Below are 26441 nucleotides of genomic sequence, written 5' to 3' on the forward strand. Positions count from 1 at the left end.
TTAAAATATTACTAAATATCTACGTGCCCAAAGGATAGAAGCAACTCCTCTCATTCCAAGAAACGATAGAAACGCTACCCATAAGGCATCATTTCCAAAACTACTCCAAAGTAGATAATAAACTGCAAAGAATGTTATCATTGCGACAGCTGTTGAGAATAACATTCCCTTTGTTGCTGTCAACCCAATAAAGACCCCATCCAACACGAAAGCTGCCATTCCTGCTGCGGGAATAAGGTAAGCCCAAAAGAGATAGGGCTGTGCTGCTGTCACAACAGATGCGTCACTGGTAAGAAGATGAAGGAACCCTACACCTCCAAAGACATAAACTGAGGTGAACATCAATGCCATAATGACACCAAAGCCAAACAACCGACGAACTGTTATACGTAGCCCTTTTGTATCACCAGCACCATAGTACTTACCACTTAGAGCCTCTCCTGCGTATGCAAAACCATCCATCAGATAAGAGAAAAGCGTGAACAAAGTCATCAATAATGTATTCACTGCCAACATCATTGCGCCTTGCTTTCCACCTGCTGAGGTGAAAAAGAAATTCACTGCCACCAAACAAAGGGTTCGCAAGAAGATATCCTTATTGACACGAAAGAACTCTCCCCATTCTCCTCTCATAATCAACACACGACGGAAGGTTGTCTGCAACACCATAAGACCACTTTTCTCCGAAATCAGCCCCTGTTTCTTCGCAGACGAAATCCGTCTATATGCGGCATATAAAGAAAACATAAAACCAGCCCATTGAGCCAGAACAGTACCTGCAGCAACACCACTAATCTTCCATCCAAGAATGAAAACGAAAAACAGAGAGGCAACGATATTAACCACATTCTGCAACACTGCTACCACCATCGGTGTACGGGTATCCTGCATCCCAATAAACCATCCAGTCAGTCCATAAAGTCCTAACATTGCAGGAGCGCCCCATATAACGATTCCAAAATAGGTAGCAACAAAACTCCACGAAGCTTCTGGCGTATTCATTAGCCGAAGCATCGCCCACTCTATACCACGCTGTGCAACGATGAATAGCAAACCCATACCCACACCTATCATCAGTGTGCGCACAAGTATATTCAGACAGTCCTGTCCGTCTTGTCGTCCATAAGCCTGCGATGTCATTCCACTCGTACCCATACGTAGGAATCCTAACAGCCAGTACATGACATTAAATATCATTGAACCAACTGCAATCGCACTGATATAGGCCTCATTACCAATATGTCCTACCACTGCCAAGTCAACAAGACCCAACAATGGAACCGTCACATTGCTTATAATAGAGGGGATGGCAAGGCGCAGAATCTCCCTGTTCCAGTTATCCATCAACTGCATTTTACTACTCTCGGATATAATCCTTAGCTACAAGGTCGTAATACAAAGCCTCTAACTCTGCCAACGACAAACGCTCTATTGAATGCTCCAACACTCGTATTAGCTCTGCCCGACGTGTATCATTCTCTATTCTATCAAAATTCATATCGTATGTTTATAAGCTATAGAACAAATACTATGCCGAAACAAAAGTAATTGATTTAATTGTGAAATCAAAAGATATTAGCTAATTTTGCGTGCATTAATATATAATTTAGACTTATGGGTAAGAAACAAGAATATAAATTAAAGAACAAAGAATACCTCAAAGTACTTAGCAAGAAAGAAGGCGTCAAGCCGCTTTCAAATGGTATACTCTACGAAGTAATAAAGGAAGGAAGCGGTGAAGGTACGGTTTCGGAGCGCTCTATTGTCACCTGCCATTATCGTGGAAGTCTTATTTCTGGTCAGGTTTTCGATGATAGTTGGCAAAGAGGAATCCCTGAAGCTTTCCGTGTAAACGATTTGATTACAGGTTTTCAAACAGCACTCTGCGCTATGCATAAGGGCGACCACTGGCGTGTACACATTCCTTATCAAGAGGGATATGGCACAAAACGTGATGGAGAGATTCCTGGCTATTCCACACTAATCTTCGAGATAGAACTCTTTGCTATTGGATAAGTCTATCATCCTCTCTTCCATCAATAAGTAGAAGAAAAAACAAAAACCACCTATATAAGAACGGCTATGAGTAGAAAGTCATAGCCGTTCTTATTGTATAAAAGAAGAAGAATTATTATTTAGAAGAGATTTCGACTTATCAGAATAGTACACTTGGCATATTTTTTGTAACTTTGTAGTCTTAGAATTATACAACAAAGATAGATAAGATGAATATAAAAGAGACTCCTGTCCTCCTGCTTACAGGTTATTTAGGCAGCGGTAAGACAACATTAGTAAACAAGATTCTTGCCAACAAGAAAGGTATTAAGTTTGCCGTTATTGTCAACGACATCGGCGAAGTAAATATTGATGCTGACCTCATTGAGGCGGGTGGCGTTGTCGATCAGAAGGATGATTCGCTCGTTGCACTCCAAAATGGCTGTATCTGCTGTACGTTGAAGATGGACTTAGTGCAGCAGTTGAATGAGATTGTGTCACAGCAGAAGTTCGACTACATTGTCATTGAGGCAAGTGGTATCTGCGAACCAGCCCCTATTGCCCAGACTATCTGCGCCTATCCACAGATGTATCCAGACATCATAAAGAAAGGTAAGGCTGTACTCGACTCTATCGTAACAGTTGTTGACGCACGTCGTATGTGTGATGAGTTCTCTGCTGGTAATGACCTTTTGAAGAAAGATCTACAAGAGGATGACATTGAAAACCTACTTATCCAGCAGATTGAATTCTGTAATATTATTCTCCTCAATAAGGTTGATGATGTCAGTAAAGAGGAATTAGGATTGGTAAAGAAGATTATTCGTTCGCTACAACCAAAGGCTGAGATTATTGAATCTAATTATGCAGATGTTGACTTGGATAAGATTATCAACACAGGAGACTTCAACTTTGACAAGGTTGCAACCTCAGCTTCATGGATTGCTGAGATAGAAGGCCATGATGATGAAGAGGAAGAACATGACCACCATCACGACCATGATGAGCATGAGCACCACCACGATGAGCATGACGATCATCATCACGGTCATCACCATCACCACCACTGCCACCATCATCACGGTTTGGAGAATGAAGAAAGCGGTGAAGCTTTGGAATATAACATCCAGACCTTCGTGTATAATGCGCGTCGTCCATTCGACATTAACTTCTTTGATGATTTCGTAGCACGTCAGTGGCCTAAGCAGATTATCCGTTGTAAGGGTCTGTGTTATTTCTCTAATGAGAAAGATATTTGTTATGTCTTTGAGCAGGCTGGCAAGCAGGTAAGCCTTCGCAACGCTGGTCAGTGGTATGCAACTATGCCACAATTCCAACTGCGTGAGTTCCTTGAGAATAATCCTAAACTGAAGAAAGATTGGGAGGAGCCATACGGTGACAGAATGCAGAAACTGGTTTTTATTGGTCAAGACATCGACAAAGAGGCTATCACTAAAGCATTGGATACCTGCCTGACTGATTTCTAATCAGTTCTAAACCCTTGTTGGTTATTAGAAACAGAACATATTTTGTTTGTCACATTGATTGTCTGTCTTTGTAACGGATGTGTAGTAGAATACACGAAGTTAGGAGGACAGACATTCTTAATTAATAATGATACAAATAGCAAATAGAAACGAGAAGTGTATACAACTTAAATCGAACAAAGAGAAGCTGTCGCAGAAGCAAGAAATAAAAGCACAGAACTTTGTCAAAAATATTCAAACATAGCAAATCACTTCATGCTTAAATACCTTTGAAAAGACGCCCAATTAGTTTCTTAAAGATGCCCTTTAGAGGTCTTACTAACGCCCTTTTGAAAGCTTATTAAGCACCTTTTCGTACACAACCTTGCAACTAACTTATAACAAGATAGTTACGACTGTGGTTAAAAGGGCGACTTTTCTACTCTTTTTCACTAAGGATTAAGAATGCAATGTAAACAATTTTCCGCACAACAAAATCCCTTACTTATCTAAAAACAGACAAGTAAGGGATTTTTATATGTGCGTTAATAAATACTTTAAGCCTAATGAACCATATTGAACAAATATATGATTAGTATAATATCACCTCATCGCCAATTCTCAGACCACGCTCGGCGATATTCTCATTCTTCTTCACAAGACTCTTCAAGCGAATACCATAACGCTGTGCAATATCGTATAAGCTCTCTGACTTGCGTACGTAATATGGGCGTTTCTTAAATTCCTTTGGAGCCTTCTTCTGTTTCTTCTTCAGCCAGATATACTCACCTGGGATAAGACTATCATGCTTGTCACGCTCATTGTACTTAGCCAACTTACTTACACTGATATCTAATTCTTTACTTAAAGACTTAAACGAATCACCTTGTCTTACGACAACATAATAGTTCTCGTTATACTTATTGATAGGATGTGCTCCTAATATCTGAACAGGAGTTGGACGCCCCTTGACTCCATCTTGAATAACAGAGTTTTCACCACTATGATGAACCATAAAGCGATCATAGCTTTTCACCTTATCATACTCGTAAAGCTTATAAAGCTCAATAAGATTAATGAGACTCTGTGCATAGACAGGATTAGTAGCATAACCTGCTCGCTTCAACCCATACGCCCAACCACGATAATCGAATCTATCCAAACTGAACAGACTTCTATAACGGGGACGGTCACGAAGAAACTTACAATGATCTTCGAAACTTTCTAACGCACTATCATACGCACGGAAACATTCTCCTTTTGCATCATCATCATGCGAAATCGTACGACCCAGCCAACCATGACATTTGATACCAAAGTGATTATTACCAAGAAGAACAAGTCTTCCACGCCCTGCCCCACTCTCGAGCAAACCTTGTGCTAACGTGATACTTGCAGGTACGCCATACTTCAGCATACCTTCAATAGCCATGTCTTTATACTGATCAATATAGGATTGATAAACTTGATTCCACCTTGCTTGTCCCGACACTACGGAAGGAAAAATATAGAGAAATGAAAGAAAAAGGAAGATATATCGTTTCATAAAAAGTTCTTTTTAGATTATATAACTGCAAAAATACACGTTTTATTATATAACACAAAGTGAATTATCTTAAATCTCTCAAAGATTTAAAAACTTATACGTAACTTTGTATTTATGAAGACAATTATTGCACTTGGCTCAAATTCCAATCAGGAAGAGAATATTTCTAAAGCACAGACACTGTTGAAACAACGTTTCGAGGGTATCAAATTCTCTGATGCACAATGGACTGAACCGATTGGAATAAAATCAGACAAATTCTTGAATTGTTTGGGAACTTTTGAAACAGACATATCTCTCACTCAAGTAAAACAATGCTTGAAGGAGATTGAACAAACTATGGGTGACTCTCACGAAAGTCACCAAAAAGGAAATGTTCTGATTGATATTGACCTTGCGCAATATGGCGAGGAGATTGTAAAGGAGATAATATGGCTATAAGAATAACAGGAAAAATAATCACAACATTTCTGCTATTCCTAACGACTTCTATCCCTGCATCTGCACAGAAGAGTAAGGATGCTGAAGAGTTGGGGAAAGCTTTGGAATACTTTACTTCAGCAAAGTATCACGAAGCCCTGCTTATCTTTCAGCGATTGGATAAAGAATATAAGCTTAACGAACGTTTCAAGGCTTATATTGGTTTATGTTATTACCATGATTGGGATTATGAGGCTGCAGCAAAATACTTGGAAAGTGTTATGTCAAAAATAGAAGTATTTGCCCCACATGAACGCTCAATCTACTATTATACTACTGCAGAAAGTAAGTTCAACCTAAAGCGATACAAAGAGGCTATACCCTATTATGAAAAAACACTGACTGTATGTTATGAACGAGAAAAGGGAGATGTCTATTATCGGTTAGGCTTATGCAATATGTTTCTACAATCATGGAAACCAGCATACGATCAATATATGAATGCTGAAAAGATTTATAATCAATATAAGCAGGATGAAGATGTGCAGGGACGACTTGCACAGATAAAACGTATGGCGGCTGCGTGTTGGGCAAATTATGAGGCTACATTGCCTAAAGATTCCTTATTAAAAACATCTGACAAAACGACCAACAAAGACAATGAAACGACACAATTAAAAAACATATCGACAATCATCAACTCACTGATTTCTACAATGTTATTAACAACAACAACGCTCGATTCTGTAAAAGATATTATCAAAAAAGAAGAGAAAATAAAACTTGAAAAATAAGTACTAATTTTCTCTTCTTTTCTTCGCTCGTTCAGTTTTTTTTCGTACTTTTGCGACACTTACATTTCAAAATAGCATAAAAACTCTTGCCTATTATCCACTTGACATACAAACCTAATAAAAATTGGGATTTTTATTTATTCATTTGATTATCCAACGACTTTTATGTATAAGATAAGAAGGCAGAGTTAACAAGATATTACCATAATCTAGTATCTATGGGGAAACACAGCAAGGGCTGGCACCGAAGACATTAAGATCTCCGACGTCAGCCCTTAATATGGGGTATAAAAGATGGTACTTATACCATTGCCTCTTTTATCTTTTCTACAATATATTTCACATCATCGTCTGACACCAATGGACCACTTGGCAAGCACATACCTACCTTGAAAAGATTCTCACTAACACCATTTACGTATGCTGGACAATCCTTATAACAAGGCTGCTTATGCATTGGCTTCCAAAGAGGACGGCTCTCGATATTAGCTTTATCAAGGAAGACACGCATAGCCTCAACATTTGCATTAGGTTCGCAATCAGTATGGGCATCGTCTACAGAGTGAGTAACACCAGCAGCACCACCTACTGCTCCTTCTACCGTTGTTTTATAGGCATTCTCTTGTCCCTTTACCTTAACAGAAGGATCAAGAACCATTGTGTTCAACCAAAAGTTAGAATCATACTCTGGCGAAGGATTTGTATGGAAAGTTATACCATCTATCTCTCTGAAAGCTTCTTCATATAGATGAGCAATATGACGATGGTGAGCAATATGCTCATCAAGAACTGTCATCTGACCACGACCAATACCAGCACAGACATTACTCATACGATAGTTGAAACCTATCTTCTCATGCTGATAGTATGGATAACCCTCACGAGCCTGTGTTGCATAGAACATTACCTCATTACGAGCAGCCTCATTTGGACAAACCAATGCACCACCACCTGATGTGGTAATCATCTTGTTTCCATTGAACGACAGAACACCATACTCACCAAAAGTACCGCATACCTGTCCTTCATATCTTGAACCCATGCCTTCAGCAGCATCCTCGATGACAGGAATATCATACTTATCTGCCACTGCAAGAATCTCCTTTATCTTCGCAGGCATGCCATAAAGATAAACAACGATAATTGCCTTTGGCTTCTTACCCGTCTTGGCAATTCTATCATTGATTGCTTCCTCTAACAACACTGGATCCATGTTCCATGTATCCTTCTCAGAATCAACAAAAACTGGTATTGCACCCTGATAAGTTACAGGGTGTGAACTTGCACAGAAAGTGAAACTCTGACAGATAACCTCATCGCCAGCCTTTACTCCCAATGCTACTAAAGCGAGGTGTACAGCAGAAGTACCAGAACAGAGTGCTACGACACGCTTATCCTCCAATCCTGACAAAGATTCATTCCACAAGTTATCAGGATTATCCTCATGTGGCATAATCGTCTGTGGATATTCCTCATTTGCAAGGAAATTTCCTCTTTCACCTGAAGGACTTACTGAGACTGAGAAACGTCTCAAGTCATCTTCAAAACCATTGACATTTGGTCCCAATGGTACCACCCAATTGGTATCAAACGCCTCTTGGATGTATTTCATCTCGTTACCACTCATGTGAGCGAGACAAAGTAAAACACGATTTCTTTCCATTTTACTAACTATATTTTTTCACCTGCATAGTCCATCTTCTTACCCAGAACCGTACAGATAATCATTTGAATATCTTTTATAAATGAATAGTTCTTTAGATAATAGAGGTTTAACTTAACTTTATCAGGGAAAATCACCTCATCATTATATTGAGCAGGATTCTCTACAGAAGCTAAAAGTTCTTCCTCATTTCTATATTTCAAGCTTGCTGGGCCTGTAATTCCTGGCTTCAACTTAAGAATATCTCTTTCCTCGCCTTGCAACTGATCAGCATAACCAGGAACATCTGGACGTGGACCAACAAAGCTCATATCACCCTTAAGGACATTCCAAAGTTCTGGTAATTCATCCAACTTATAACGTCTGAGTTTCTCGCCAAGTGGTGTGATACGGCACTGTTCGGTTGAAGCAATAGAAGTTGCTTCTGAATCCCGACTTGCCACAGAAGCCTCAGCCTTGACAGTCATCGATCTAAACTTATATACAGTAAACAGTTTACCATACTGCCCCACTCGCTTCTGACAAAACAAAATAGGACCAGGCATCTTCACCTTGATTAGAATTGCTACAACCAATAATACTGGACTAAGGAATAGCAAGCCAAACAAAGATGCAAGTTTATCAAATAACCATTTTAAAAACATAATTATACTACAATATTTAAGAATAATCTTCAGAATCCCAAAAGAATAACCTTACAGATTAATCCTTTTTAGGTCTGTACTCTACATAGTAATCTCCATTAGGTAATGTTTCAACAATATGAATATCATTAGCAGTCTGAGCAGATTTCATAGAAGCAATATTATCCGGTGCAATTGTACCAAACACTCGGAGACCTAACAATGAAGATATCTCTGTCGCACATAGATTCATCATTTTATTGATTCCACGACGTTGCCAACGATAATCTGTCATATACCCACGAAAGGATTTCCCCCAAAAGAAACTACGTTGGAAAAAATATCCAACACATACTTTTTGCTGAGCATTTCCTTCTGCAACAACAATATAAGCAAGAAAACTTTTATCCTTTGCTAACTTGTTTAATGACAATTCATCGAAACCATGAGGCTTAAAGAAATCAAAAGCAGACGCAGGCTGTTCTGCAAACATCTTTGCCAACAAAGAAAGATTATCCTTACAAAGGACCTCTATCTTATATAAAAGCGTATTGTCATCCTCTTCTGTTGTCTTAGTAAAATGAGTAAGAATGTTCTGAACTTGCGTCATTTTACCGTCATACCTTAATCCAAAAAGGAAAGAATTTATGATGCCTATGACATCCCAAATCCAAGGTAACTTGTCACGTAAGATATGTGCTATTTTATAAAGCATCGTAAAACTCTTTTAAAGCCTTCCAAATATCCTTCTGTTCATACCTTTCACGTATCATTGGACGAGCATTACGTCCCATACGCTTAGCCTCTTCTGGATGCTCAATAAACCATTTCATGGTATTAAACAAAGCCTGCTGCATAACCTCAGACCCTTCCTTAAGAGGAGCTGCAATAATTTTACCATTCAAACCGTCTTTAATGATTTCATTGCAACCATTAATATTCGTAACAATACATGGTAAGCCCATAGCACCTGCTTGCATTGGAACATTTGGAAATCCCTCACGATAACTTGGGAAAACAAGGGCATCAGCTTGAGCCAAGAAAGGACGAACATCACTTTGCCAGCCGACAAACTTCACCTTCTCAGAAGTTGTCAAAAACTCTTTATCAGAAGCAGAAACGGCATCCTCCTCTTCAAATGTTCCAACCAATATTAACCGACAATTAAGTTGTCGCATACACTCCGTTAGTTCGTGCATTCCTTTATCCTTAACCATTCTTCCTATAAAAACGAAGGTAAAAGAATCAGACTTTTCTTGAGTATTCTCTACAGGAGTGAAGAACTCAGTATCAATGCCATTAATATTTCCATTCCAAATCACACGTAACGGCTTCTTAGTAATGCTATCCTCTTGCAAAGCATGTAACACCCCTTGTCCTTCTGGAATAACATTTGTAGCAAAAAGACATGACAAGCGCTCCATCGTCTTAAGAATCGTTCTTAAAAAGCCATGAGCTCCCTGATAACGTAAGCCTGTGACGGTATAAACTCTATGCGGAACGCATGCAAACCATGCAGCTATCATTGCCAAAAGACTTCCCTTAGGAGTATTAGCATGTACACACCATGGCTTCTCCTTACGGAACAGACGATACAAGAACCACAAGCCCTTTATATCTTTCACTAAACTTATAGGACGTTCTAACGGAGCATCCACAACACGGATTCCCTCTCGTTCACTAACTTCCTTCAGAACACCTGTATCTTTTGCAACACCAATAACCTCAAAGTATTGGTTCAAAAACTTCAGCTGCCCTTTTAGCAAACTATTTAAAGAGATGTCCGCAGTTGTAACGCGAATTAATTTCTTTTTTTGAATATCTTTCAAATTATAAAAATCTATTTATCAAGAAGAAAACTTGATGATATTAATTAAAGATATTTTTATAGACATCAGCATAACCACGTACTGTATTACTGATATCAAACTCCAAGGCTCTATTATAACAGCGTTCTGCAATCTCGTTATAATAAGTTTCATTACTTGCTAATCGGTTAATTTCTTCTGCCAATGCCTTTGCATTCTCATGTGGGAAAAGAATACCATATCCCTTAGTAACTTCTTTCAAACCATTAACATCAGAGGCTATAAAAGGCTTATGTGCGCTCATTCCCTCTACATTGCTAAGACTTAACCCTTCCCAATGAGAAGACATCACGATAACATCCGCAGCTCTCAGAACATTTGGAATATCAGTACGTAAGCCTAAGAATCTAACTCGCTCACTTACACCAAGTGAATCTGCTAACTGCTTAACAATTTCTTGACGTATACCAACACCAGCAAACCAAACCTCAAAGTCACTGTTATTGAGTAATCCTAAGGCTTTAACAACCGTATCCTGATCTTTTGCATCTCGAAACCCAGCAACCATCAAAGCAGCCTTCCTTTTTCCCTTCAACAATAACAAATCATTATCAGGAGTAGCATTACTGATAGCTTTAACATCTACACCATTATTAATGGTTGAGATTTGCTTATACTTGGGATTGACCTTATCCAACCAAGCACCTCCCATGTATTCTCGCAATTTTTCTTCAGCAATCTGACTTATACAGATAACATGATTATACTGTCCATACATCCAACTCTCAATTGGTGCATACCATTTCCAATCACGTTTACGATTAGAAGTTGTATGCTCCGTAGAGACCAGCTTTTGAGAACAAAATAAGTTGGCAATAGCTACAAATAGTTGCGGTGAAGAATTATGCGTATGAATAATATCATAATTCTTCATAATCTTTACCAGTTTATAAATATGTAATGGGTTATAAACCCCATGTCCTAACGCATATATCTTTGTTTGTGGACTCTCCTTCTTCAATCTATGGGTCAATGGTGTCTCTTTACCATTAAAGATACATAAATCCACCGTATTTCCCAAAGCCTGTAACCTTGGTATCAAATTAACCACCAACGTTTCAGCCCCACCCATATCCAAAGATGTTATGACTTGTAATATTCTCATTATCCTGTTTCTTTAATTTACCAAATACACAAATCTGTTTTGCTCGTATTCTAAATAAGAATCCAACAAGAAATTTGAAAATCTATTTGCTGTCACTTTTAACATTTCATCATAAACAAATGATATCTAACAGATTATACTCTCTATTCAAATGACAAGAATGACAGCAAAACTGAATTACGTTTCAGATTCAAGGCTGTTCACCAACCTTTTTTAATAACCGTTGAATAACAATCTCTGGAGCAATCCACTTCTCATAATACTGTCTTGCTCCTTCTTGTAACTGCATGCGATAATGTTCATCAGAATTAATCTTTACTACAGCATCATATATCTCATCTACTGAATTTACAAAATGTACATGCTTCCCATGTTCCAGCGTAGCAGGCATCTCTCGTGTTAAAGGTGTGGAGATAATTGCTTTCCCCATACAAAGATATTCTGCAAGTTTCCATCCATGACATTCACATACACTTGGTGTATTAAAAACGACAACGCTCTCTTTTGTCTTTCTAATATAATCATCCATAGAGAGTCGACTCTCATAAATAAAGTCTTTATATTCCTCCTTATATTTAGGATAATCAGGCATTTCCTGTAGTACAGAGTCACTATTTACATAAAATAATCCGCCCTCTATATTAATTCCAGCTTTCTTACATGCTTTCAAAAATTCGCCACGATACATATTGGTATCCGTTGCTGCAAATTTATTATACCATAATGTAGAGGCATGAAAAATATAATTATGACGAACTTTCGTTTCACATTCATAAGCCTCTATAGGGCGACGACGAATATTCGTATAAAGATAATCGCAGAGATAGCCTTTGAAGGAAATATTTGAGTACTTACACCCTTTGAGAAATAGTCTTAAACAACGAATAATAGTTGAGAAACGACTACCGAGCGTTACACCAAACTCTGGTCCAATTGCAATCAACTTATCATACTCCGTAACCTGCTCTGTTGTTGGGTTTACCATTCCATAGACATCACACCACTCATATCTGTCTTCAAAAATCTTGGCTACATCTTCGGTATCAACAAAGACTTTCTTTTCCTGACCGTTGCTACAAATAATAAAAGCAAATCCACTATTATAATCAGCAGTATTCTCATACTTAATACCTTTGAAGGGACTTACATCATAAACTATCTTCCAACCCTTTAAAAGTCTTTTTATTCCTAACAAATACCAAGAAGCGTAATTATACTTCAAACGTGGATCTAAGATTATCTGTTTCATATCTTACTTTCTATTATCCTTTAAGTGCATTAACAAGCCTATTATCTGAAACAGTCTCCAATACCACTTCACATCTGGTGCCTTTAAGGCTTTATTCTTAATACAATATCTAAATCTCCAATAGTTAATAGCTGACCGTATCTTCCATTTTAATAAAATATCATAGTCTAACATCTCTGCATAGGTCATTGTAGACGCGATAGGGCTATTCATCCTTATTCTTACAATTTTACTTGTAAGACCACCCTCCAAATAATCTCTGTAATAGACAATCTTATTAAAACAGAACAGCTTATACTTATTAGCGATTCGATTCCAAACTAAAGATTCTGGGCAGAACTTCTCATTTTCTATCTCAGGAAAAGGGAACTCTCTCATGACAGAGGTTTTATAAACCTCTAATAAATCACCAGTAACATTACCCATCTCTGCATAGCGAAACTGCAATGCACTTTCATACATAGGGTCTTTTGGAAAACCTGAGCCTATTAATTGTCCATCATGATGTGCCATCAACCCACAAACCCCAGCACAGTCCTTATAACCTTTACACTGCTCATAATACTGTGCGATTGTTACTAAGGAGTCTACTGGTAATGTATCATCACTATCGAGTATTAAAATTAACTCTCCACTCGCTTCTCGCACACCTCTATTGATTGCGGTATGCTTTCCTCCATTACTTTTTTTTATATAACGAATAGGAAATTCCGCATTCTCAATATTATGTTCTATCCAAGATAACGCATACTGCTCCGTATCATCTTCAGAACCATCATCAACTATCAACCATTCAAAATCTTTAAACGTGAGATTTTTTAAGCTATCATAAAGAGATAAAAGTAGTTTTCCTCTATTATATGTTGGAGTTAGGATAGATATAAATGACATATACGTATTATTTATGATAGTAAGGAGTATATTTTTTCTATCTCATTACTATTATCAACTACATGTTGTTTGAGATAATCTATATACGATTGTCTCAAGTTCGCATTATGTATCAACTCAGTAACCTTGTCTGTTGCATCTTCAACTGTCATTCCACATATACTTGCATTAACCCTATCTTCAAATTGATCATGGACGGTAGAAAAGTTGGTAACCACAATAGGTTTACAGAGAATTTTTACTTCATCAAGTGCAATGGACTTACCCTCAAACTTTGATAAATGAACATAAAGGTCTGCATGTTTTATATATGGGTAAGGATTGGCTTTCACTCCTAAGAATTTTACATTATCTTCCAATCCATTTTTCTTAATGAACCCTTGATAATCCCAGTCATTCGTAACACCTCCTATAAACCACCATTCAAAACTTATTCCTGCCTCTTTTAGTTTCTTTGCCACCTGTACTGCAAGCTCACTTCCTTTCCCAATACTTACGTATCCCAAAGAAGCTATTATAAAATCATGCTGTTGCTTTGTTAAAGTTGGCTCTATAAGTTCATCTGCTAATTTATTAATAAGAAAAGGACTTGTTATATTCTCCATGAGATGAATCTTATCTGTATGCTCAGGAAAAACCTCTTTAAGAGCAGAAACACATTCTTCCGATATGGTATATATCCCATCAATCTTTCCAAAGTACTTTCTGTCAGCCTTCTCGTAGTATCTCCATTTACGGTAATCACTATGAAAGAAGGTTATTTTCTTTTTCCCTTGTAACTTGTTGACCATATAATATAAATTTTGTTGGCCATTATAATCAACTATTAGATTAAAATATTCATCAGTTATCTTTGGAGATATACGTGCAAGAAAAATACCTGCTAAGGATTTATCAATAAACGATACAACAAATCTAATCAACGACAAAATTGCTAACAAAGGATGAAAGCCAATTCCCTTTCGGAAACTAATTAAATCCTTAACCCCACTAAAGCCAGATGTTAATGCTGTAAGTCTGCTATGAGAGAGTACCCTTACTCCTGCAGGAATCTGATCACTAAAAGCCCCTGAAGTGTTCATCATAAGAAGAGAGACCTCGTACTTCTCCTTATCTATAACATTTAAAAGGCTCAGCATACTTTTTGATACGCCACCTGTGTCTAATATTCCTATTATAAATAATATTTTTTCACGCATAAACAAACTACTTTAGAAATGTGAATGCAGGTCTATATAACTTATTGATGGTATAATTATCATCGTATTCATACTTATTATATATATTACCATTACCTGCAGGAACTCCATTGGTCAAAAATGTTTTATAAGGAACTTGCATTGGAGCCCATGCATTATTAATACGTACAAATAGAGCAAAGAAAACACAGACAACCAAACCTCTATTCACAGAAGATATTCTCCTCTGACATAGCAACTTTGGCAGCATATAAAAAAGACCTAAGAAAAATGACCATGCAAAACGCCCACCTTGTCCAAAACGCATAAAGACAAAAAGAATTGCACACAAAACATAGCACATATTTAAGAAGGTCAATGTCTTTTTATCATCACTAATATATTTATGATTTTTAAAGATTATAAAAATAAAGAACATAACCTCAAGTACGTATTCTATTCTAAATCCTTGGTCTTGATCTGTATAGCCACCCGTTTTACCTGTTGTATCTCCAGCACTAGCAAGCAGCATATTAGGAATTGGAGTAAGACCTATTAAAAGACAAGCAATTAATACCCATAAAATACTTTTTTTTGAATACTTCTTCAATGGTATAAAATAGATTATTCCAAATATAAGAACAGCTGTATGGAATGTTGCTGCAAGAGTGACATATATAAAGAATCTTACCATATTTCTTTTCCAAATATGTTCTATCCCTTGCCAAGCAACACCGATAGCTATCATTTGTCTTAAGTATGTCATCGTAAAGAAAAACATCATTCCTAAGAAAACAATACAAGCAAAGGGGTAGTTATCTATATATTTGACAAATGACCTATAAAATAGGGCATAAATCAAGACTGTTGTAAATAGTATAAAAACATATCGATTAGTCGTTATAAAACTCATCAATATCTGCCAAGCAAAATATCCATATTCATTTCCATTTACAAGATAAATGGCATTAGCATAATTTTTATCTCCCCAAGTAATATCTGCAATATAATCAAAAGCCTCACCATAAATATATCGGTCATAGCCGCCAATCATATCACCAAGCCCAACAAATAGAGCTAAATAAAGAAAGAAAATAGCTAAAAGACGATTGTCTTTAGCCATTTTTTTATTTCCTCCTGCTACTAAAAAATACAACAGGCAAACAGCAAATACTAAAAAATAGATTCCCATGAAAAAATATTTTATACATTTCTCATATCAAACTCACGCTTCCATATACGAAGACGATTCTTTACACGCTTAAAGAAAGGAACTGGCTTAGATATTCCTCTTTGCTGGAAATCGACTTCTATACCATACTTTCTAAATAAACAGTCCATCTTGTAAATATTACTACGATCCCATTTTCCTCCTTCTATTCCCGTATAGATATAAGGAATAACCTCATAGCAATCTTCAATAATCCAAGTTGGATCTACAGCCAAGTATATATGACCTAATCTTGATGAACGACGAGAAGCAAACTTTTCAGTATCCCACCCACTTTCATTATCAGCAAGTATCTCTAAAAGCTCTTCCTTTCTCCATAAAGCAGCCTGGCAACTCATACGATAGGGATGTCCAACCGGAATTTGTTTGAACCCTTTATAGGGTGACTCTTCTGTACCATATCCTTGCCAATTCAATACATGAAGACACTTTACTTCTGGATGCTCCTCCATAAAGTGTACAAAATCTTCAACCAATTGGTTCTGTACTGGAGATTTTAAAAAGTAATCCTCTTGCATATACAAAACAATATCCGTATCTGTCTGCATTATAGCGTCTTTCAGACATAAGGACCATGGCATTCTCTTATCTTTTGGGAAATTACGCTTCTCACAGACCTTTGTTGGCGTTATATTTAAACCAGGGAAAGAGTAACCTTTATATTCTGTGTTCAAGAAGACTTTTCCTTTACAGTCTTTCCAAAATACAGAAAATAACTTGAAAAAAGGTTCCCAGCAATCCGAATACGAATCACATGTATTTACAATAATTGAATATCTCATTTTATTATTTATTTAATAGCTAAAAATCACAATATAAAATAAATATTATAACTCGAATGAAGATTTACAAGGAAATTTCTGTTCAAACAGATTTATGACTAATGGCTTTGTTCGCATATAATCATCAAAATCGCAAAGTGAAGAATCATTTACGCAGAGTGATTTTACATTAGTGTCATTTAATTTAGCTTCTAAAAGAGATAAGGCAGATGTAGCTAACTGCACAACCTGCTTCTGCATAATACTATTCTCTGGGTAAAACTTATTTGATGCAAGCTGCCAATAACGGAAAAAATAATTATTCAGACTAACTTCTTCACGAAACTTTGTACAACTTTTAGCCAACATATCTTCCTCTTTACTCCACGCCTCTTCATATACTGATTTTAAAAATGCTTTTTCATTGTGAGGAGTATAAAAATGTTGAAATTCAGTTCGTCTAAAAAGACGTATCAGATAGGCTTGTAAGCGATACTTCCATCCCAGATAGCTTCCATACCACCCTTTTAGATTAGCTTTAGTTACCTCTCGCCTATTAAAATGAGCATTAACAACCTGAGTGTCACAAAACTCCATTATATTTATTCCCCAACCATCAATCTCTGGAAAATAACATCGTGGAGTGAACACATGTTCAAATGGCGCATCACAAGGTAATCCATTTTTAAAATAATATTCAGGAGTTATAGGGGCATTAATAAACATATCATCGTTGAATACTACAAAATGTTCACTTAACCCTGATATCCGGTGAAGATTATTTTCGATAGTGTTTGCCTGAAAAGTTGGAAGAAATTCATTAGGAATAAAGTCCTTATGATCTACATAAGACAATTTAGGATTATTCCAATTCAGCCATTCAGGCTTCTGGCTATCTGCCACAAAATATACATGATTTACCCATGGAGCATATTCCTCTACGGCTCTAAACCAATACTTCAGAATATCCCAATCTCGATATCTTACATCAGCATTCTGAAAAGGGGTACCTTTATAAAGCGATTTCTTCTTCTGCCATTCAATATCAGAACCGTCAACCCAGAAAATAATAAAATCAATATTCATCACAACTTCAAACAATATATATATTGAGTATTTTAGCTTACCTATATATAATTAGTACAGATTAAATTAATTGATAATAGGATCATGTATGATGTTCTGTTGGAAGTTTTATAAAATGATCTTCAAGCAAACGAGCATGAATATCTTTCTTTGGATTATTATACCAATGGTCTGGAGAGATTACAATCTTCTCCTTATTTTCTGCAAGATATTGTGCCCACCAGCTTAATGTACTATTAGAAATAATAAAATGTTTACAAGAATACATCATTCTAAAAGTTTCCCATAAAGGATTTCCATCAGGTTCGTAAAAACAGGGGGCATCGACATGAATATTCTTTTTAACCCAGTCTATATCATTCGAACAAAAGAAGAAAATAGGATTATCAACCTTCTCTAAAATTAAATTTACAGCATCTATATAGTACTTCTCATCGCAAACATAAAAATCTTTTCTAAACTCATCACTTAAAAAATCTCCCCTCCTTATATGTACACACACTGAATTACTTTTTTTTATAATATCATAAAGCTCACGATTTGAATCTAAGATTTCATGTTTAGGAGTGAACTCTCTTTGAAGAATAGGACGTATATCATTAAAAAAGAGCGAATTCTCAAATTTACCATAAATAATTAAATTCTTAGAACTTACATTGTAAGCTAAAGGGTCATTTTCCCAATACTCAGAGTATAAAAGACCAATCTTCCGAAATATCGAAAACCAGAATCCATTCTTATTAAAAAATATTCTACAAAATCTATAAATCAAAAATGTCATTAACTGAAAAAATGTTCCATAATTCAGTATTAAATTTCTATTATCTGTAGAATAAGGGAGAACAGAGAAATCTTCAAAAGTATCTTTATATCCTTTCTCATCGTTTCTTTGATTGACCAAAGAGAAATTAAAAATAATTTTTTCTTTCTTATTCCGTTGCTCCCATAATTTTCGCATAAAAGCATATTGGAACATTTGATTACCTGTCCGACCTGAAAAATAATTAGCAATCACAATCTTAAAATTTTAATGGTATCTCCTTTTAAGAAAATATTTATTTATAAAATAAGCAATAGGAAACAAATGATTAATCAGTAAGAAAATATAAAGGACATCAACCATAGATTCACACTGACTATAAATATTATCTAAATTACTCCGTTGTATAAATTCAGATGTCTCTTTTTTACATCTCAGATACGATAATGTAAAGGAATTATAAAAACCCCATATCACAGAACGTTTTGTTTGAAGACTTATATTGATTTTAATTTCTTCTTCAGGAACATTTATACCTCTCAGAATCCGCGTTTGCCATTCTATAGAACGTTGCCTTCTTTCATATAATTCTGGAATATATTTGGGAGTATGTGATTCAGAGGAACTATTAACTGTCCATATATAAAAAGACTCTTTTGTTAAATAAACCTTTTTAGAATATAATACATTTTCTACGCAAAACTTCCAATCATCATCATAATCTACAAAAGCTTCAAAGTAGATATTATTTTCCTTTATAACATGAGAAGAAAAGATACAATTCCAAATAGAATTAGGAACATTAACTTCTTGTTGTAAAGGATACTTCAAAGGGAATTTTCGTCCTCCAATATAAAATCTAACTAAACTATTGATAGCATTTAAATCACAGACTTCATCTAAAACAATTCTATTTTGTTTCTTTAATTGTCCATCTTGGCAGACTGTAACATCACTGATTAATGTGTCGCAATTATTTTTTTGCATTACTTCTATAAATGGCATATATGCTTTCTGAACAAAATCATCTTGATCACAAAATGTTATAAATTGCCCTGTAGCATATTTTAGTCCATAATTTCTTGCAGAAGCTATTCCTCCATTTTCTTTTGAAATACATCTAACCTGCTTTATTTCCCCAGCAAATTTCTCACAATATTCCCAGCTATCATCGGTTGACCCATCATTAACAAGTATAATTTCAATCTTGTCAATAAGTTCATTATTCTTACTGATAATACTTTCAATAAGTTTAGAGAGATAGTATCCACCATTATAAACTGGCACAATCACTGAAAGTAATAGTTCATCCATTCTTACCTATAATTTGATTATTTACAGTAGTTTTAAATAAAATAGTCACATTCATCTAATTAGAAAAGAAAATAGAACGGATTTTTTTACGAATTTTTTGCTTATAATGCGTATTCAACAAGAAATAATAAGACAAAATACTTATTGAAAAAGTTGATGATAAACTTACAACTATAAATCGTAACCATCCACTTTGCTTAAACAATAAACTGCAGAGCAATGTCAAGGACATACATAATAATGCCATCATAAAACACGGCAAAGCACTCTTCTTATAAAAGTTAGATATTTTATACTCAGGAATATTCTTCTTTAATATAAAAACGTAGAGGTTTGATTTAATTAATTCAATAACAATTAGAACTATAAACGGAATCAAAGGACTGTACCCTGCTTTAAGAAATACATAAGTTATAGGTAATGATAACACCATCAATATACTATCCTGTATAGCATAAAGCTTATTTCTCCCAGTTGCAACTATACCATAATATACAGGTGAATACAACACTCCTATAATACAAGTAGCTAATTGTAATTGACAAAATATAACAGTCCATTCTGGTGGATTCTTAAGCCATAATGTTACTATAAAATCCCCCTCAAAAAAGAATGGCATTGATAACAGAAGCATCAAAGAGAAAGAGAAGTTAGAACTATCAATTATCAGTTCTTGCATTCTTCCATAATCCTTAATGGAATAGCATTTTGTGATAACTGGCCTAACTGAAATCATAAAATTATTAGCAAAGCCACGTACTGTTGCATAGATTGTATTTGAAAAACCACAAGCTGCATTTATAGCAACAGAGAAAAAAGTATTAAGCAAAATATTTAATCCCTGCTGTTTTATTCCAAAACAAAAGTTATTAAACAAATCCCATCCAGAGAAAGTCAATAAAGGCTTCATAATCTCTTTGTCAATCTTCCAAGAGAAAACACACTCTTTAAAATGACGCTTACAATATACCCAATATATAAACTGAATAATAGCTCCTGTTAATGAAATCAGTATGGCATAAGCTACTAACTTGTCCATTGGTAGAACTACTACAAGAAAACAAATTAACAACTTTAAAAGAGTATCAAGTATCCCTATATATGCAAAAACAGTAATTTTTTCATGTGCAATAAGAGCTGCATTGTATGGAGTCTGTATAAAAGTCAAAACTGTAGAAAGAATTGAAAACTGATATACTATCATTGCAGCACCTTCACGTCCGGGTGGAATTGACAACACATTTAAAACCAGCCAAACGCCAGCAGTTTCTGCTACAAGAGCAAAAAGGAAAGCAGAGACTATATTAACATTCAGAGAAGCAGAAAAGGTCTTTTTTAAACGTTCTAAATTTCCTAAAGGTATTTCGTATGCAAGAAAACGAGATGTAGCACCAGCCATTGCTCCACCAATAAAAGTAAAAATAGAGACTATACCACCTACGACCTGATACGTACCGAGATCATCAACTCCTAATACTTGAAGAATTACACGCGACGTATAAAGAGATACAACAAGATTAAATAGCATTCTTACATATGTAAGTAGCGTATTTTTTGCAATTGTTTTATTTGAAGAAATTGTTTCTGACATATAGTTAAGAACATACTTAAGTATAAGAAGAATTTCTTAAACCTGTTATTCCATTATAGAAAACACTTTTAAATCTCTCTTGTTCTGTAAATCTAATTTCAAAAATAACACTTTACTCCATTTATAAGGGCTATGTTTGCTCATCCCTAAAGAGCACTTTTTAATATTCCAGGAGTAATCGGACACATTGTCCGAAGGCTTCGGACAGAGCGTACGAAACTGTCGGACAAAGATAAATAATGATTTACTATGAATGAATTAAAATACTTTTATAATTTAACTGAGTCTATTTTTATTCGTGAAAAGATAATGACTCAAATGTTCTGTCATATCGAGGTGCATCATAGCCATATTTTTTGAATATAGCTTTAACTTCTTCTGCCATCCGATATGTAAAGAGGTAGCCATTCTCAGCATTGCCGTAACGATAGAAATTACTTCGTCCTCGAAAGTAGGAATATATTTCATTGCGGAGGTCGGGTAAGTCTTTACGGCGCACCTCGTCAAAGAAATGAGTAAAACCTGCATAACAAGTGATTAGCATTTTATCTTGAAATTTCTTACAATAACCATTCACAAGATTCTCTGGTAAGAGTGCAGATGGGTAAATAGCTTCACCCCATGTATTGGTAGATGGTTGTAGTTTGAAATATAAATGATGCAGGCAGTTCTCTTTTACAGAACAAGATTCCAAAAAGCAAGCTTCATAACTCTTAGGGAAAGTTTCTAAGCTCAGCGATTCGTTTACTTCTATTGGTTAATCATAATATTAAGATATTCTTAGATTAGATAAGGAAATGAGAACAAAACAAAGAACACGCAGGGTAACCAATTGAGGTTAAGGAAGAAAACATCATCTCCTCCCTACAAACAATGAATAGCTTGCAGGCTGACAACTATCACGGTTCCTCCACATAAGAACGAATGTACAAAAACAAATAGACGTGGTACAGTAACAATCGTTAGTTAAACAACAAAAACTGTGCTGGTCAATTCAGTAGATGCTTCGTTCGCAGAATCTTTCTGTTAATAGTTCTAATTTCCTTTATTATGGGTACAAAATTAAATAAAAAAAATGAGAAAAGAAAGAATATTCATAGAATAATTACAAGCTTTATGTATGCAAAACTAAGACTGGGTATAGGAAAGACAGAGGAAGTGCTTTATACACACTAACAAAAAATTCTATACCCACCCAAGACTCTATATATTGCTATTGCTAAAGTAAAACAGCTTTTTCATGTTTTGACATACAAATATTAGAAAACAGAAGGAACCAAACGTTTTAAAACTACTGACGTTAACTTACCTATTACAAAAACTATAACAACCGCAACAAGCCCTAATAAGATATTAATTGTAGTTTGTGTTCCATCATATCCAACAAACGAAATTGTTGAATTAACAAAATGAAGAACAAACATTTGTAATGAGAAAATAGTCAAAGTATGCTTGCCTACTGCTGCAAGAAAACAACCAACAGCAGTATTTTCAATACTTTTACCCATCCAAACTAAGAGAAATGTCCCCATAGTTCCTGTAAGTAAACATAACAGGATAGACTGACCATAAACTCTAATAGATAAATTAATTGATCCATTCACTTTACAGGCAACAATTAATACTATTACTGTAAGTATCATTTTCCATCCCTGTAAAGAGTCAAACATATTGTATCTAAAACATAAATGACCTAGATACATAAATAAAGTAAAGAATGGTACCATATCAAGGCTCCATGGGAGAAGTAAAGGAACTTGATTGAGTAAAAAACTTGTCACTAATAAAATAAAAATAATAAAAAAATGAACCAATTTATTCTTTTTTGTCAAATCTATTATTTTAATTACACCAATAAATAGTATATCTGTAAGGAACATTGCGGTGAAGAACCATAATGGACCATTTAAACTTCGTAGCATTACTGGCATAGGTTCTCCGACTATATTAAACTTAAAACGAGAATAGAATATACCTAAAAAATCATAAAATGAAAAGTGTCTGCATAAAATGATAAATATAACATTAAAGAAGAAATACGGGATTAATAATCGTCTTGTGCGTTTCATTATATACGTCTTCCATGATAGAATCGGTTTAGATGTGTATCCAGACATAAGAAAAAATGCAGCAATAAAAAAACTACCTAAATATACTTGCCCATAGCAATGTGCAGTATGACTATAAACTATAAGTATCAAAGCTATTGTTTTAACTATATCAATATAAGGTAAACGTTGATTTGGGATTGATTGAGAATTCATCTTTGTTTGATTATTTATTAAAATTATTTGCAAATATAAATAAAACAAAACACACTTCAAATAAATTAAGTCAAAACAAGCCAAATGTATCTTAATATTTACTAAATAGATGATTTTGTTTTTTCAAAAGAAATCACTATAACTTGGTCTTTTTGCAAAAAAGCAAACATATAGTTCTTATATTTTCAAACCTCTTTGCTTATGTAGACAATCGTTGTCATTCTGGCTGTATCCCACCATCTACATTCCCTCCATCTGTTACTATGACTTCTATCTTAACCTGTCATTCATATGTTACGTCATATGTTCGTTGTGTACATCCTGTCATTTTAACCTTGTACATTCCCTATAGTTAGCTTTTATACAAAGGAAAAAAGCCACAAGATATCAATGGTTTGAAGAAAAATCACTATCTTTGCATCAGAATCAGTTATCCTAAAAAATGAAAAAGATTATATTGATTGCTGCCATCCTTGTAGGGGCATTAACAAACGGACAGGCTCAGGTAATAAACAAGAACGCCGCGAAACGTATTGGCGAGGCTGTGAAAGAAGGCTACCAAGACGTTAAGGGGGCTATTGTTCAAGACACCAAACCAACTGGTGAGCATACAATTTGGGACATCTACGCAGCTCCAAAAGTTGGATTAAACTTATCTAACGTGCTTGGTCTTGATAACAGTGTGAAGCCTGGGCTTGTTGCTGGTGCATACGTTGAAGTCTTCGTGGCTAAAAACATTGCCATAGACGTAGAAATGCAGTATAGCCACCAAGGAGGTTCAAGTATCTATCGTAATATCAACACCACAGACGACTATGGAAACCCTATTATACAAAAATATGGTCCATACAATGTCAATTTACATTATATCAACACGAACTATATAGTACGTTGGTACCCTTGGGCTGATTTACCATGGAGCTTCACTACAGGAGTACACGCTGGATATGTTATCAGTGCACATGCTAAAGAGAAAAATGGTGAAGATATCAACCTCAAGAATCATATCCATAGTGGTGATGTCGCACTTCCTCTTGGTGTTAGTTACGAATGGAAGCAATGGCAGATAGAGGCGCGTTACAACCTATACTTCAGAAAGTTAGCAAGAGACACTGAAGCAAAGGATTTATTAAAGAATGCTCGCAATAGCATGTTGGAAGTAACACTTGGCTACAGAATACAGGTGCTTTAATGTTGCCTGAGAACAAGTGAGCAAAATCCTTTTCATACCATTATTACTACTCTCTGCAGTTGCTTCTGCAGAAGAGTATGATTCTATTGCTATACCCCAAACTGGTATAGAAGTGCGTTATACGCCTGCCCAAACTTTATGTTTGGACAAAGAGCCACGTATTTGGACTAAGACGAAAGAAACGCATGCCATAGCTGCACAACTAAATATCACACCATCAGAGAATGATTTTGCACGCGATTATAATTATCCAACATTCTCTGCTGGCCTGCGTTATAACCTTAACCATGGAACAACAATGCATAAAGATGATCCATGGGGAGAAGCACAGCCAGTAGACTACACCAGTAAATTAGGCAATTTTCTGACGCTCTATGGCACTTTTAATCGTCCACTTTATCGTAGTAAGTACTGGCAATGGGGCTATTACTTAGGCACTGGCGTAGGCTATACTTCGCTAAAATATAACCAGAAGAACAATATTGACAACGAATATATTGGCTCACACCTTAATATATTCTTTACAGCTGGACTATACGGACAATATAAGGTGGCAAAAGAGTGGAGTGTAAAGGCAGGATTAGACTTTGCACATCATAGCAATGGCGCAATGGCACGACCCAACAAAGGGGCAAACTATTTAGGTCCATTCCTTGGTGTCGTATATGAACCAGAAAAACATATAACGAAGGTAGCAAAGGGAGATACTCATTCCAATGAGCCTTTCCAAAAGTATTGGTTTACAGAATTTACACTTGGAATAGGTGGTAAAACCTTAATAGAGGATTGGCAACAGACACAATTTGAAACTCCGCAAGGACATCCTGACTACCGTAAAGAGCAGTTTGCTTTCTACGGAGCCTATTCTTTCCACACTCACCTACTCTATCGATACGCACGTCGCTGGGCATCTGGCATAGGGCTTGGTATTTTCTATGGAGATTATGCCAGTAGGGTTGCACAACATGATAAGGAACACGGATACACAGGAGAAAAGCATAGCCCGTGGTCACTTAGCATTGAAGCTCGCCACGAAGTTTTCTATGGCAACATGTCTGTTCGTGTAAGTTTAGGCTATTACCTCTACCGACACATGGGCTATAAAGCACGTAATGGCTTGGAAAGACCTTATCATGAACAAGTTGGTGTGTTTTATAGTTTCCCTAAACTAAAGAATCTTACATTAGGCTTTAGTGTCAATGCACATGCAACGAAGGCTGACTTCACAGAACTACAAGTAACAATGCCAGTGAAGCTATAAAGCAAGCCAGAATGACGATAGTTTAGACAGAATGACATAAAGACATATTTCATTAGTGACACATTTTGTTGTTTGGTTTAAAAATGTGGAGTATGTACCAGACAGAAATACATAAGCTCTCTTAATCCAGAGCCCACAAATCTCATATAAAATATGTCATTAAGGAAATATGTCTTTATGTCA

Annotated in this window: 25 protein-coding genes; 6 read left to right on the forward strand and 19 right to left on the reverse strand. The window is 35.7% G+C overall.

All coding sequences use genetic code 11. The features are described 5' to 3' along the window. Both PMEL_RS04295 and PMEL_RS12205 read right to left on the reverse strand, forming a co-directional pair. Positions 1-1344, reverse strand: coding sequence for an MATE family efflux transporter (locus PMEL_RS04295; protein WP_120174632.1), 1344 nt, complete (start codon positions 1342-1344; stop codon positions 1-3). Positions 1345-1357: 13 nt separating this feature from the next. Continuing rightward, complete coding sequence (locus tag PMEL_RS12205; RefSeq protein WP_004361231.1) at positions 1358-1498, reverse strand: hypothetical protein; 141 nt, start codon at positions 1496-1498, stop codon at positions 1358-1360. A gap of 116 nt (positions 1499-1614) precedes the next feature. Between PMEL_RS12205 and PMEL_RS04300 the strand changes: the two genes are divergently transcribed. Beyond that, positions 1615-2016 (forward strand): FKBP-type peptidyl-prolyl cis-trans isomerase, encoded by a 402-nt coding sequence (locus PMEL_RS04300; RefSeq protein ID WP_120174120.1) that lies wholly within the window; start codon positions 1615-1617, stop codon positions 2014-2016. A gap of 209 nt (positions 2017-2225) precedes the next feature. Beyond that, positions 2226-3482, forward strand: a complete 1257-nt coding sequence (locus PMEL_RS04305) for a GTP-binding protein (protein WP_120174121.1) — start codon at positions 2226-2228, stop codon at positions 3480-3482. Between the two features lie 571 nt (positions 3483-4053). Here PMEL_RS04305 and PMEL_RS04310 read toward each other — a convergent pair. Beyond that, positions 4054-5007, reverse strand: a complete 954-nt coding sequence (locus PMEL_RS04310; RefSeq protein ID WP_120174122.1) for a glucosaminidase domain-containing protein — start codon at positions 5005-5007, stop codon at positions 4054-4056. 114 nt (positions 5008-5121) lie between these two features. On the opposite strand from PMEL_RS04310, the gene PMEL_RS04315 reads away from it, so the two are divergent. After that, the gene (locus tag PMEL_RS04315) at positions 5122-5448 is read left to right on the forward strand and encodes a 2-amino-4-hydroxy-6-hydroxymethyldihydropteridine diphosphokinase (RefSeq protein WP_120174123.1); all 327 of its coding nucleotides are present in this window, start codon (positions 5122-5124) and stop codon (positions 5446-5448) included. Further along, the gene (locus PMEL_RS04320) at positions 5439-6221 is read left to right on the forward strand and encodes a tetratricopeptide repeat protein (RefSeq protein ID WP_120174124.1); all 783 of its coding nucleotides are present in this window, start codon (positions 5439-5441) and stop codon (positions 6219-6221) included. The genes PMEL_RS04315 and PMEL_RS04320 overlap by 10 nt, the downstream gene beginning before the upstream one ends. Before the next feature lie 301 nt (positions 6222-6522). On the opposite strand, the gene PMEL_RS04325 is transcribed toward PMEL_RS04320, so the two are convergent. The 16 genes from PMEL_RS04325 to PMEL_RS04400 all read right to left on the reverse strand — a co-directional run bounded on the left by PMEL_RS04325 (position 6523) and on the right by PMEL_RS04400 (position 23805). After that, the gene (locus tag PMEL_RS04325; protein ID WP_120174125.1) at positions 6523-7884 is read right to left on the reverse strand and encodes a DegT/DnrJ/EryC1/StrS family aminotransferase; all 1362 of its coding nucleotides are present in this window, start codon (positions 7882-7884) and stop codon (positions 6523-6525) included. A gap of 8 nt (positions 7885-7892) precedes the next feature. Next, a complete protein-coding gene (locus PMEL_RS04330; RefSeq protein ID WP_120174126.1) occupies positions 7893-8528 on the reverse strand; it encodes a sugar transferase in 636 nt (211 codons plus the stop codon). A gap of 58 nt (positions 8529-8586) precedes the next feature. Next, positions 8587-9222: a transcriptional regulator gene (locus PMEL_RS04335; RefSeq protein ID WP_120174127.1), complete on the reverse strand. Its 636-nt coding sequence runs from the start codon at positions 9220-9222 to the stop codon at positions 8587-8589. After that, positions 9212-10336: a glycosyltransferase family 4 protein gene (locus PMEL_RS04340; protein ID WP_172586746.1), complete on the reverse strand. Its 1125-nt coding sequence runs from the start codon at positions 10334-10336 to the stop codon at positions 9212-9214. The genes PMEL_RS04335 and PMEL_RS04340 overlap by 11 nt, the downstream gene beginning before the upstream one ends. 40 nt (positions 10337-10376) lie before the next feature. Continuing rightward, entirely contained in the window at positions 10377-11480 is a 1104-nt protein-coding gene (locus PMEL_RS04345; protein ID WP_120174128.1) for a glycosyltransferase family 4 protein, read from the reverse strand. 190 nt (positions 11481-11670) lie between these two features. Beyond that, complete coding sequence (locus PMEL_RS04350) at positions 11671-12729, reverse strand: glycosyltransferase (RefSeq protein ID WP_120174129.1); 1059 nt, start codon at positions 12727-12729, stop codon at positions 11671-11673. A gap of 3 nt (positions 12730-12732) precedes the next feature. Beyond that, entirely contained in the window at positions 12733-13620 is an 888-nt protein-coding gene (locus PMEL_RS04355) for a glycosyltransferase family A protein (RefSeq protein WP_120174130.1), read from the reverse strand. Positions 13621-13631: 11 nt separating this feature from the next. Beyond that, positions 13632-14819 (reverse strand): glycosyltransferase, encoded by a 1188-nt coding sequence (locus PMEL_RS04360; protein ID WP_120174131.1) that lies wholly within the window; start codon positions 14817-14819, stop codon positions 13632-13634. Positions 14820-14826: 7 nt separating this feature from the next. Next, entirely contained in the window at positions 14827-15990 is a 1164-nt protein-coding gene (locus PMEL_RS04365) for an EpsG family protein (RefSeq protein ID WP_120174132.1), read from the reverse strand. Between the two features lie 11 nt (positions 15991-16001). Beyond that, positions 16002-16703: a hypothetical protein gene (locus PMEL_RS04370; protein ID WP_231999360.1), complete on the reverse strand. Its 702-nt coding sequence runs from the start codon at positions 16701-16703 to the stop codon at positions 16002-16004. A 153-nt stretch (positions 16704-16856) separates the two neighbouring features. Next, positions 16857-17876, reverse strand: coding sequence for a stealth family protein (locus PMEL_RS04375; RefSeq protein WP_120174134.1), 1020 nt, complete (start codon positions 17874-17876; stop codon positions 16857-16859). Between the two features lie 82 nt (positions 17877-17958). Continuing rightward, positions 17959-18891 carry an alpha-1,2-fucosyltransferase gene (locus tag PMEL_RS04380; protein WP_145985348.1) on the reverse strand — a complete coding sequence of 311 codons (933 nt, stop codon included), beginning with the start codon at positions 18889-18891 and terminating at the stop codon, positions 17959-17961. A 12-nt stretch (positions 18892-18903) separates the two neighbouring features. Then, entirely contained in the window at positions 18904-19950 is a 1047-nt protein-coding gene (locus tag PMEL_RS04385) for a glycosyltransferase (RefSeq protein WP_120174136.1), read from the reverse strand. A gap of 55 nt (positions 19951-20005) precedes the next feature. Continuing rightward, positions 20006-21541, reverse strand: a complete 1536-nt coding sequence (locus PMEL_RS04390; protein ID WP_120174137.1) for an MATE family efflux transporter — start codon at positions 21539-21541, stop codon at positions 20006-20008. Positions 21542-21833: 292 nt separating this feature from the next. After that, complete coding sequence (locus PMEL_RS04395; protein ID WP_120174138.1) at positions 21834-22295, reverse strand: DUF6078 family protein; 462 nt, start codon at positions 22293-22295, stop codon at positions 21834-21836. Positions 22296-22800: 505 nt separating this feature from the next. Further along, complete coding sequence (locus tag PMEL_RS04400; protein WP_120174139.1) at positions 22801-23805, reverse strand: acyltransferase family protein; 1005 nt, start codon at positions 23803-23805, stop codon at positions 22801-22803. A 442-nt stretch (positions 23806-24247) separates the two neighbouring features. On the opposite strand from PMEL_RS04400, the gene PMEL_RS04405 reads away from it, so the two are divergent. Both PMEL_RS04405 and PMEL_RS04410 read left to right on the forward strand, forming a co-directional pair. Then, positions 24248-24997, forward strand: coding sequence for an outer membrane beta-barrel protein (locus PMEL_RS04405; RefSeq protein WP_120174140.1), 750 nt, complete (start codon positions 24248-24250; stop codon positions 24995-24997). 16 nt (positions 24998-25013) lie between these two features. Next, entirely contained in the window at positions 25014-26258 is a 1245-nt protein-coding gene (locus PMEL_RS04410; protein WP_120174141.1) for an acyloxyacyl hydrolase, read from the forward strand. The last annotated feature ends 183 nt before the right edge of the window (positions 26259-26441 follow it).

This window comes from Prevotella melaninogenica (assembly GCF_003609775.1).
Classification (GTDB): Bacteria; Bacteroidota; Bacteroidia; order Bacteroidales; family Bacteroidaceae; genus Prevotella; species Prevotella melaninogenica_A.

Coding starts and splice junctions, on each gene's coding strand:
- PMEL_RS04295 (WP_120174632.1), bottom strand. CDS start 1,344: ATGGATAACTGGAACAGGGAGATTCTGCGCCTTGCCATCCCCTCTATT.
- PMEL_RS12205 (WP_004361231.1), bottom strand. CDS start 1,498: ATGAATTTTGATAGAATAGAGAATGATACACGTCGGGCAGAGCTAATA.
- PMEL_RS04300 (WP_120174120.1), top strand. CDS start 1,615: ATGGGTAAGAAACAAGAATATAAATTAAAGAACAAAGAATACCTCAAA.
- PMEL_RS04305 (WP_120174121.1), top strand. CDS start 2,226: ATGAATATAAAAGAGACTCCTGTCCTCCTGCTTACAGGTTATTTAGGC.
- PMEL_RS04310 (WP_120174122.1), bottom strand. CDS start 5,007: ATGAAACGATATATCTTCCTTTTTCTTTCATTTCTCTATATTTTTCCT.
- PMEL_RS04315 (WP_120174123.1), top strand. CDS start 5,122: ATGAAGACAATTATTGCACTTGGCTCAAATTCCAATCAGGAAGAGAAT.
- PMEL_RS04320 (WP_120174124.1), top strand. CDS start 5,439: ATGGCTATAAGAATAACAGGAAAAATAATCACAACATTTCTGCTATTC.
- PMEL_RS04325 (WP_120174125.1), bottom strand. CDS start 7,884: ATGGAAAGAAATCGTGTTTTACTTTGTCTCGCTCACATGAGTGGTAAC.
- PMEL_RS04330 (WP_120174126.1), bottom strand. CDS start 8,528: ATGTTTTTAAAATGGTTATTTGATAAACTTGCATCTTTGTTTGGCTTG.
- PMEL_RS04335 (WP_120174127.1), bottom strand. CDS start 9,222: ATGCTTTATAAAATAGCACATATCTTACGTGACAAGTTACCTTGGATT.
- PMEL_RS04345 (WP_120174128.1), bottom strand. CDS start 11,480: ATGAGAATATTACAAGTCATAACATCTTTGGATATGGGTGGGGCTGAA.
- PMEL_RS04350 (WP_120174129.1), bottom strand. CDS start 12,729: ATGAAACAGATAATCTTAGATCCACGTTTGAAGTATAATTACGCTTCT.
- PMEL_RS04355 (WP_120174130.1), bottom strand. CDS start 13,620: ATGTCATTTATATCTATCCTAACTCCAACATATAATAGAGGAAAACTA.
- PMEL_RS04360 (WP_120174131.1), bottom strand. CDS start 14,819: ATGCGTGAAAAAATATTATTTATAATAGGAATATTAGACACAGGTGGC.
- PMEL_RS04365 (WP_120174132.1), bottom strand. CDS start 15,990: ATGGGAATCTATTTTTTAGTATTTGCTGTTTGCCTGTTGTATTTTTTA.
- PMEL_RS04375 (WP_120174134.1), bottom strand. CDS start 17,876: ATGAATATTGATTTTATTATTTTCTGGGTTGACGGTTCTGATATTGAA.
- PMEL_RS04385 (WP_120174136.1), bottom strand. CDS start 19,950: ATGGATGAACTATTACTTTCAGTGATTGTGCCAGTTTATAATGGTGGA.
- PMEL_RS04390 (WP_120174137.1), bottom strand. CDS start 21,541: ATGTCAGAAACAATTTCTTCAAATAAAACAATTGCAAAAAATACGCTA.
- PMEL_RS04400 (WP_120174139.1), bottom strand. CDS start 23,805: ATGAATTCTCAATCAATCCCAAATCAACGTTTACCTTATATTGATATA.
- PMEL_RS04405 (WP_120174140.1), top strand. CDS start 24,248: ATGAAAAAGATTATATTGATTGCTGCCATCCTTGTAGGGGCATTAACA.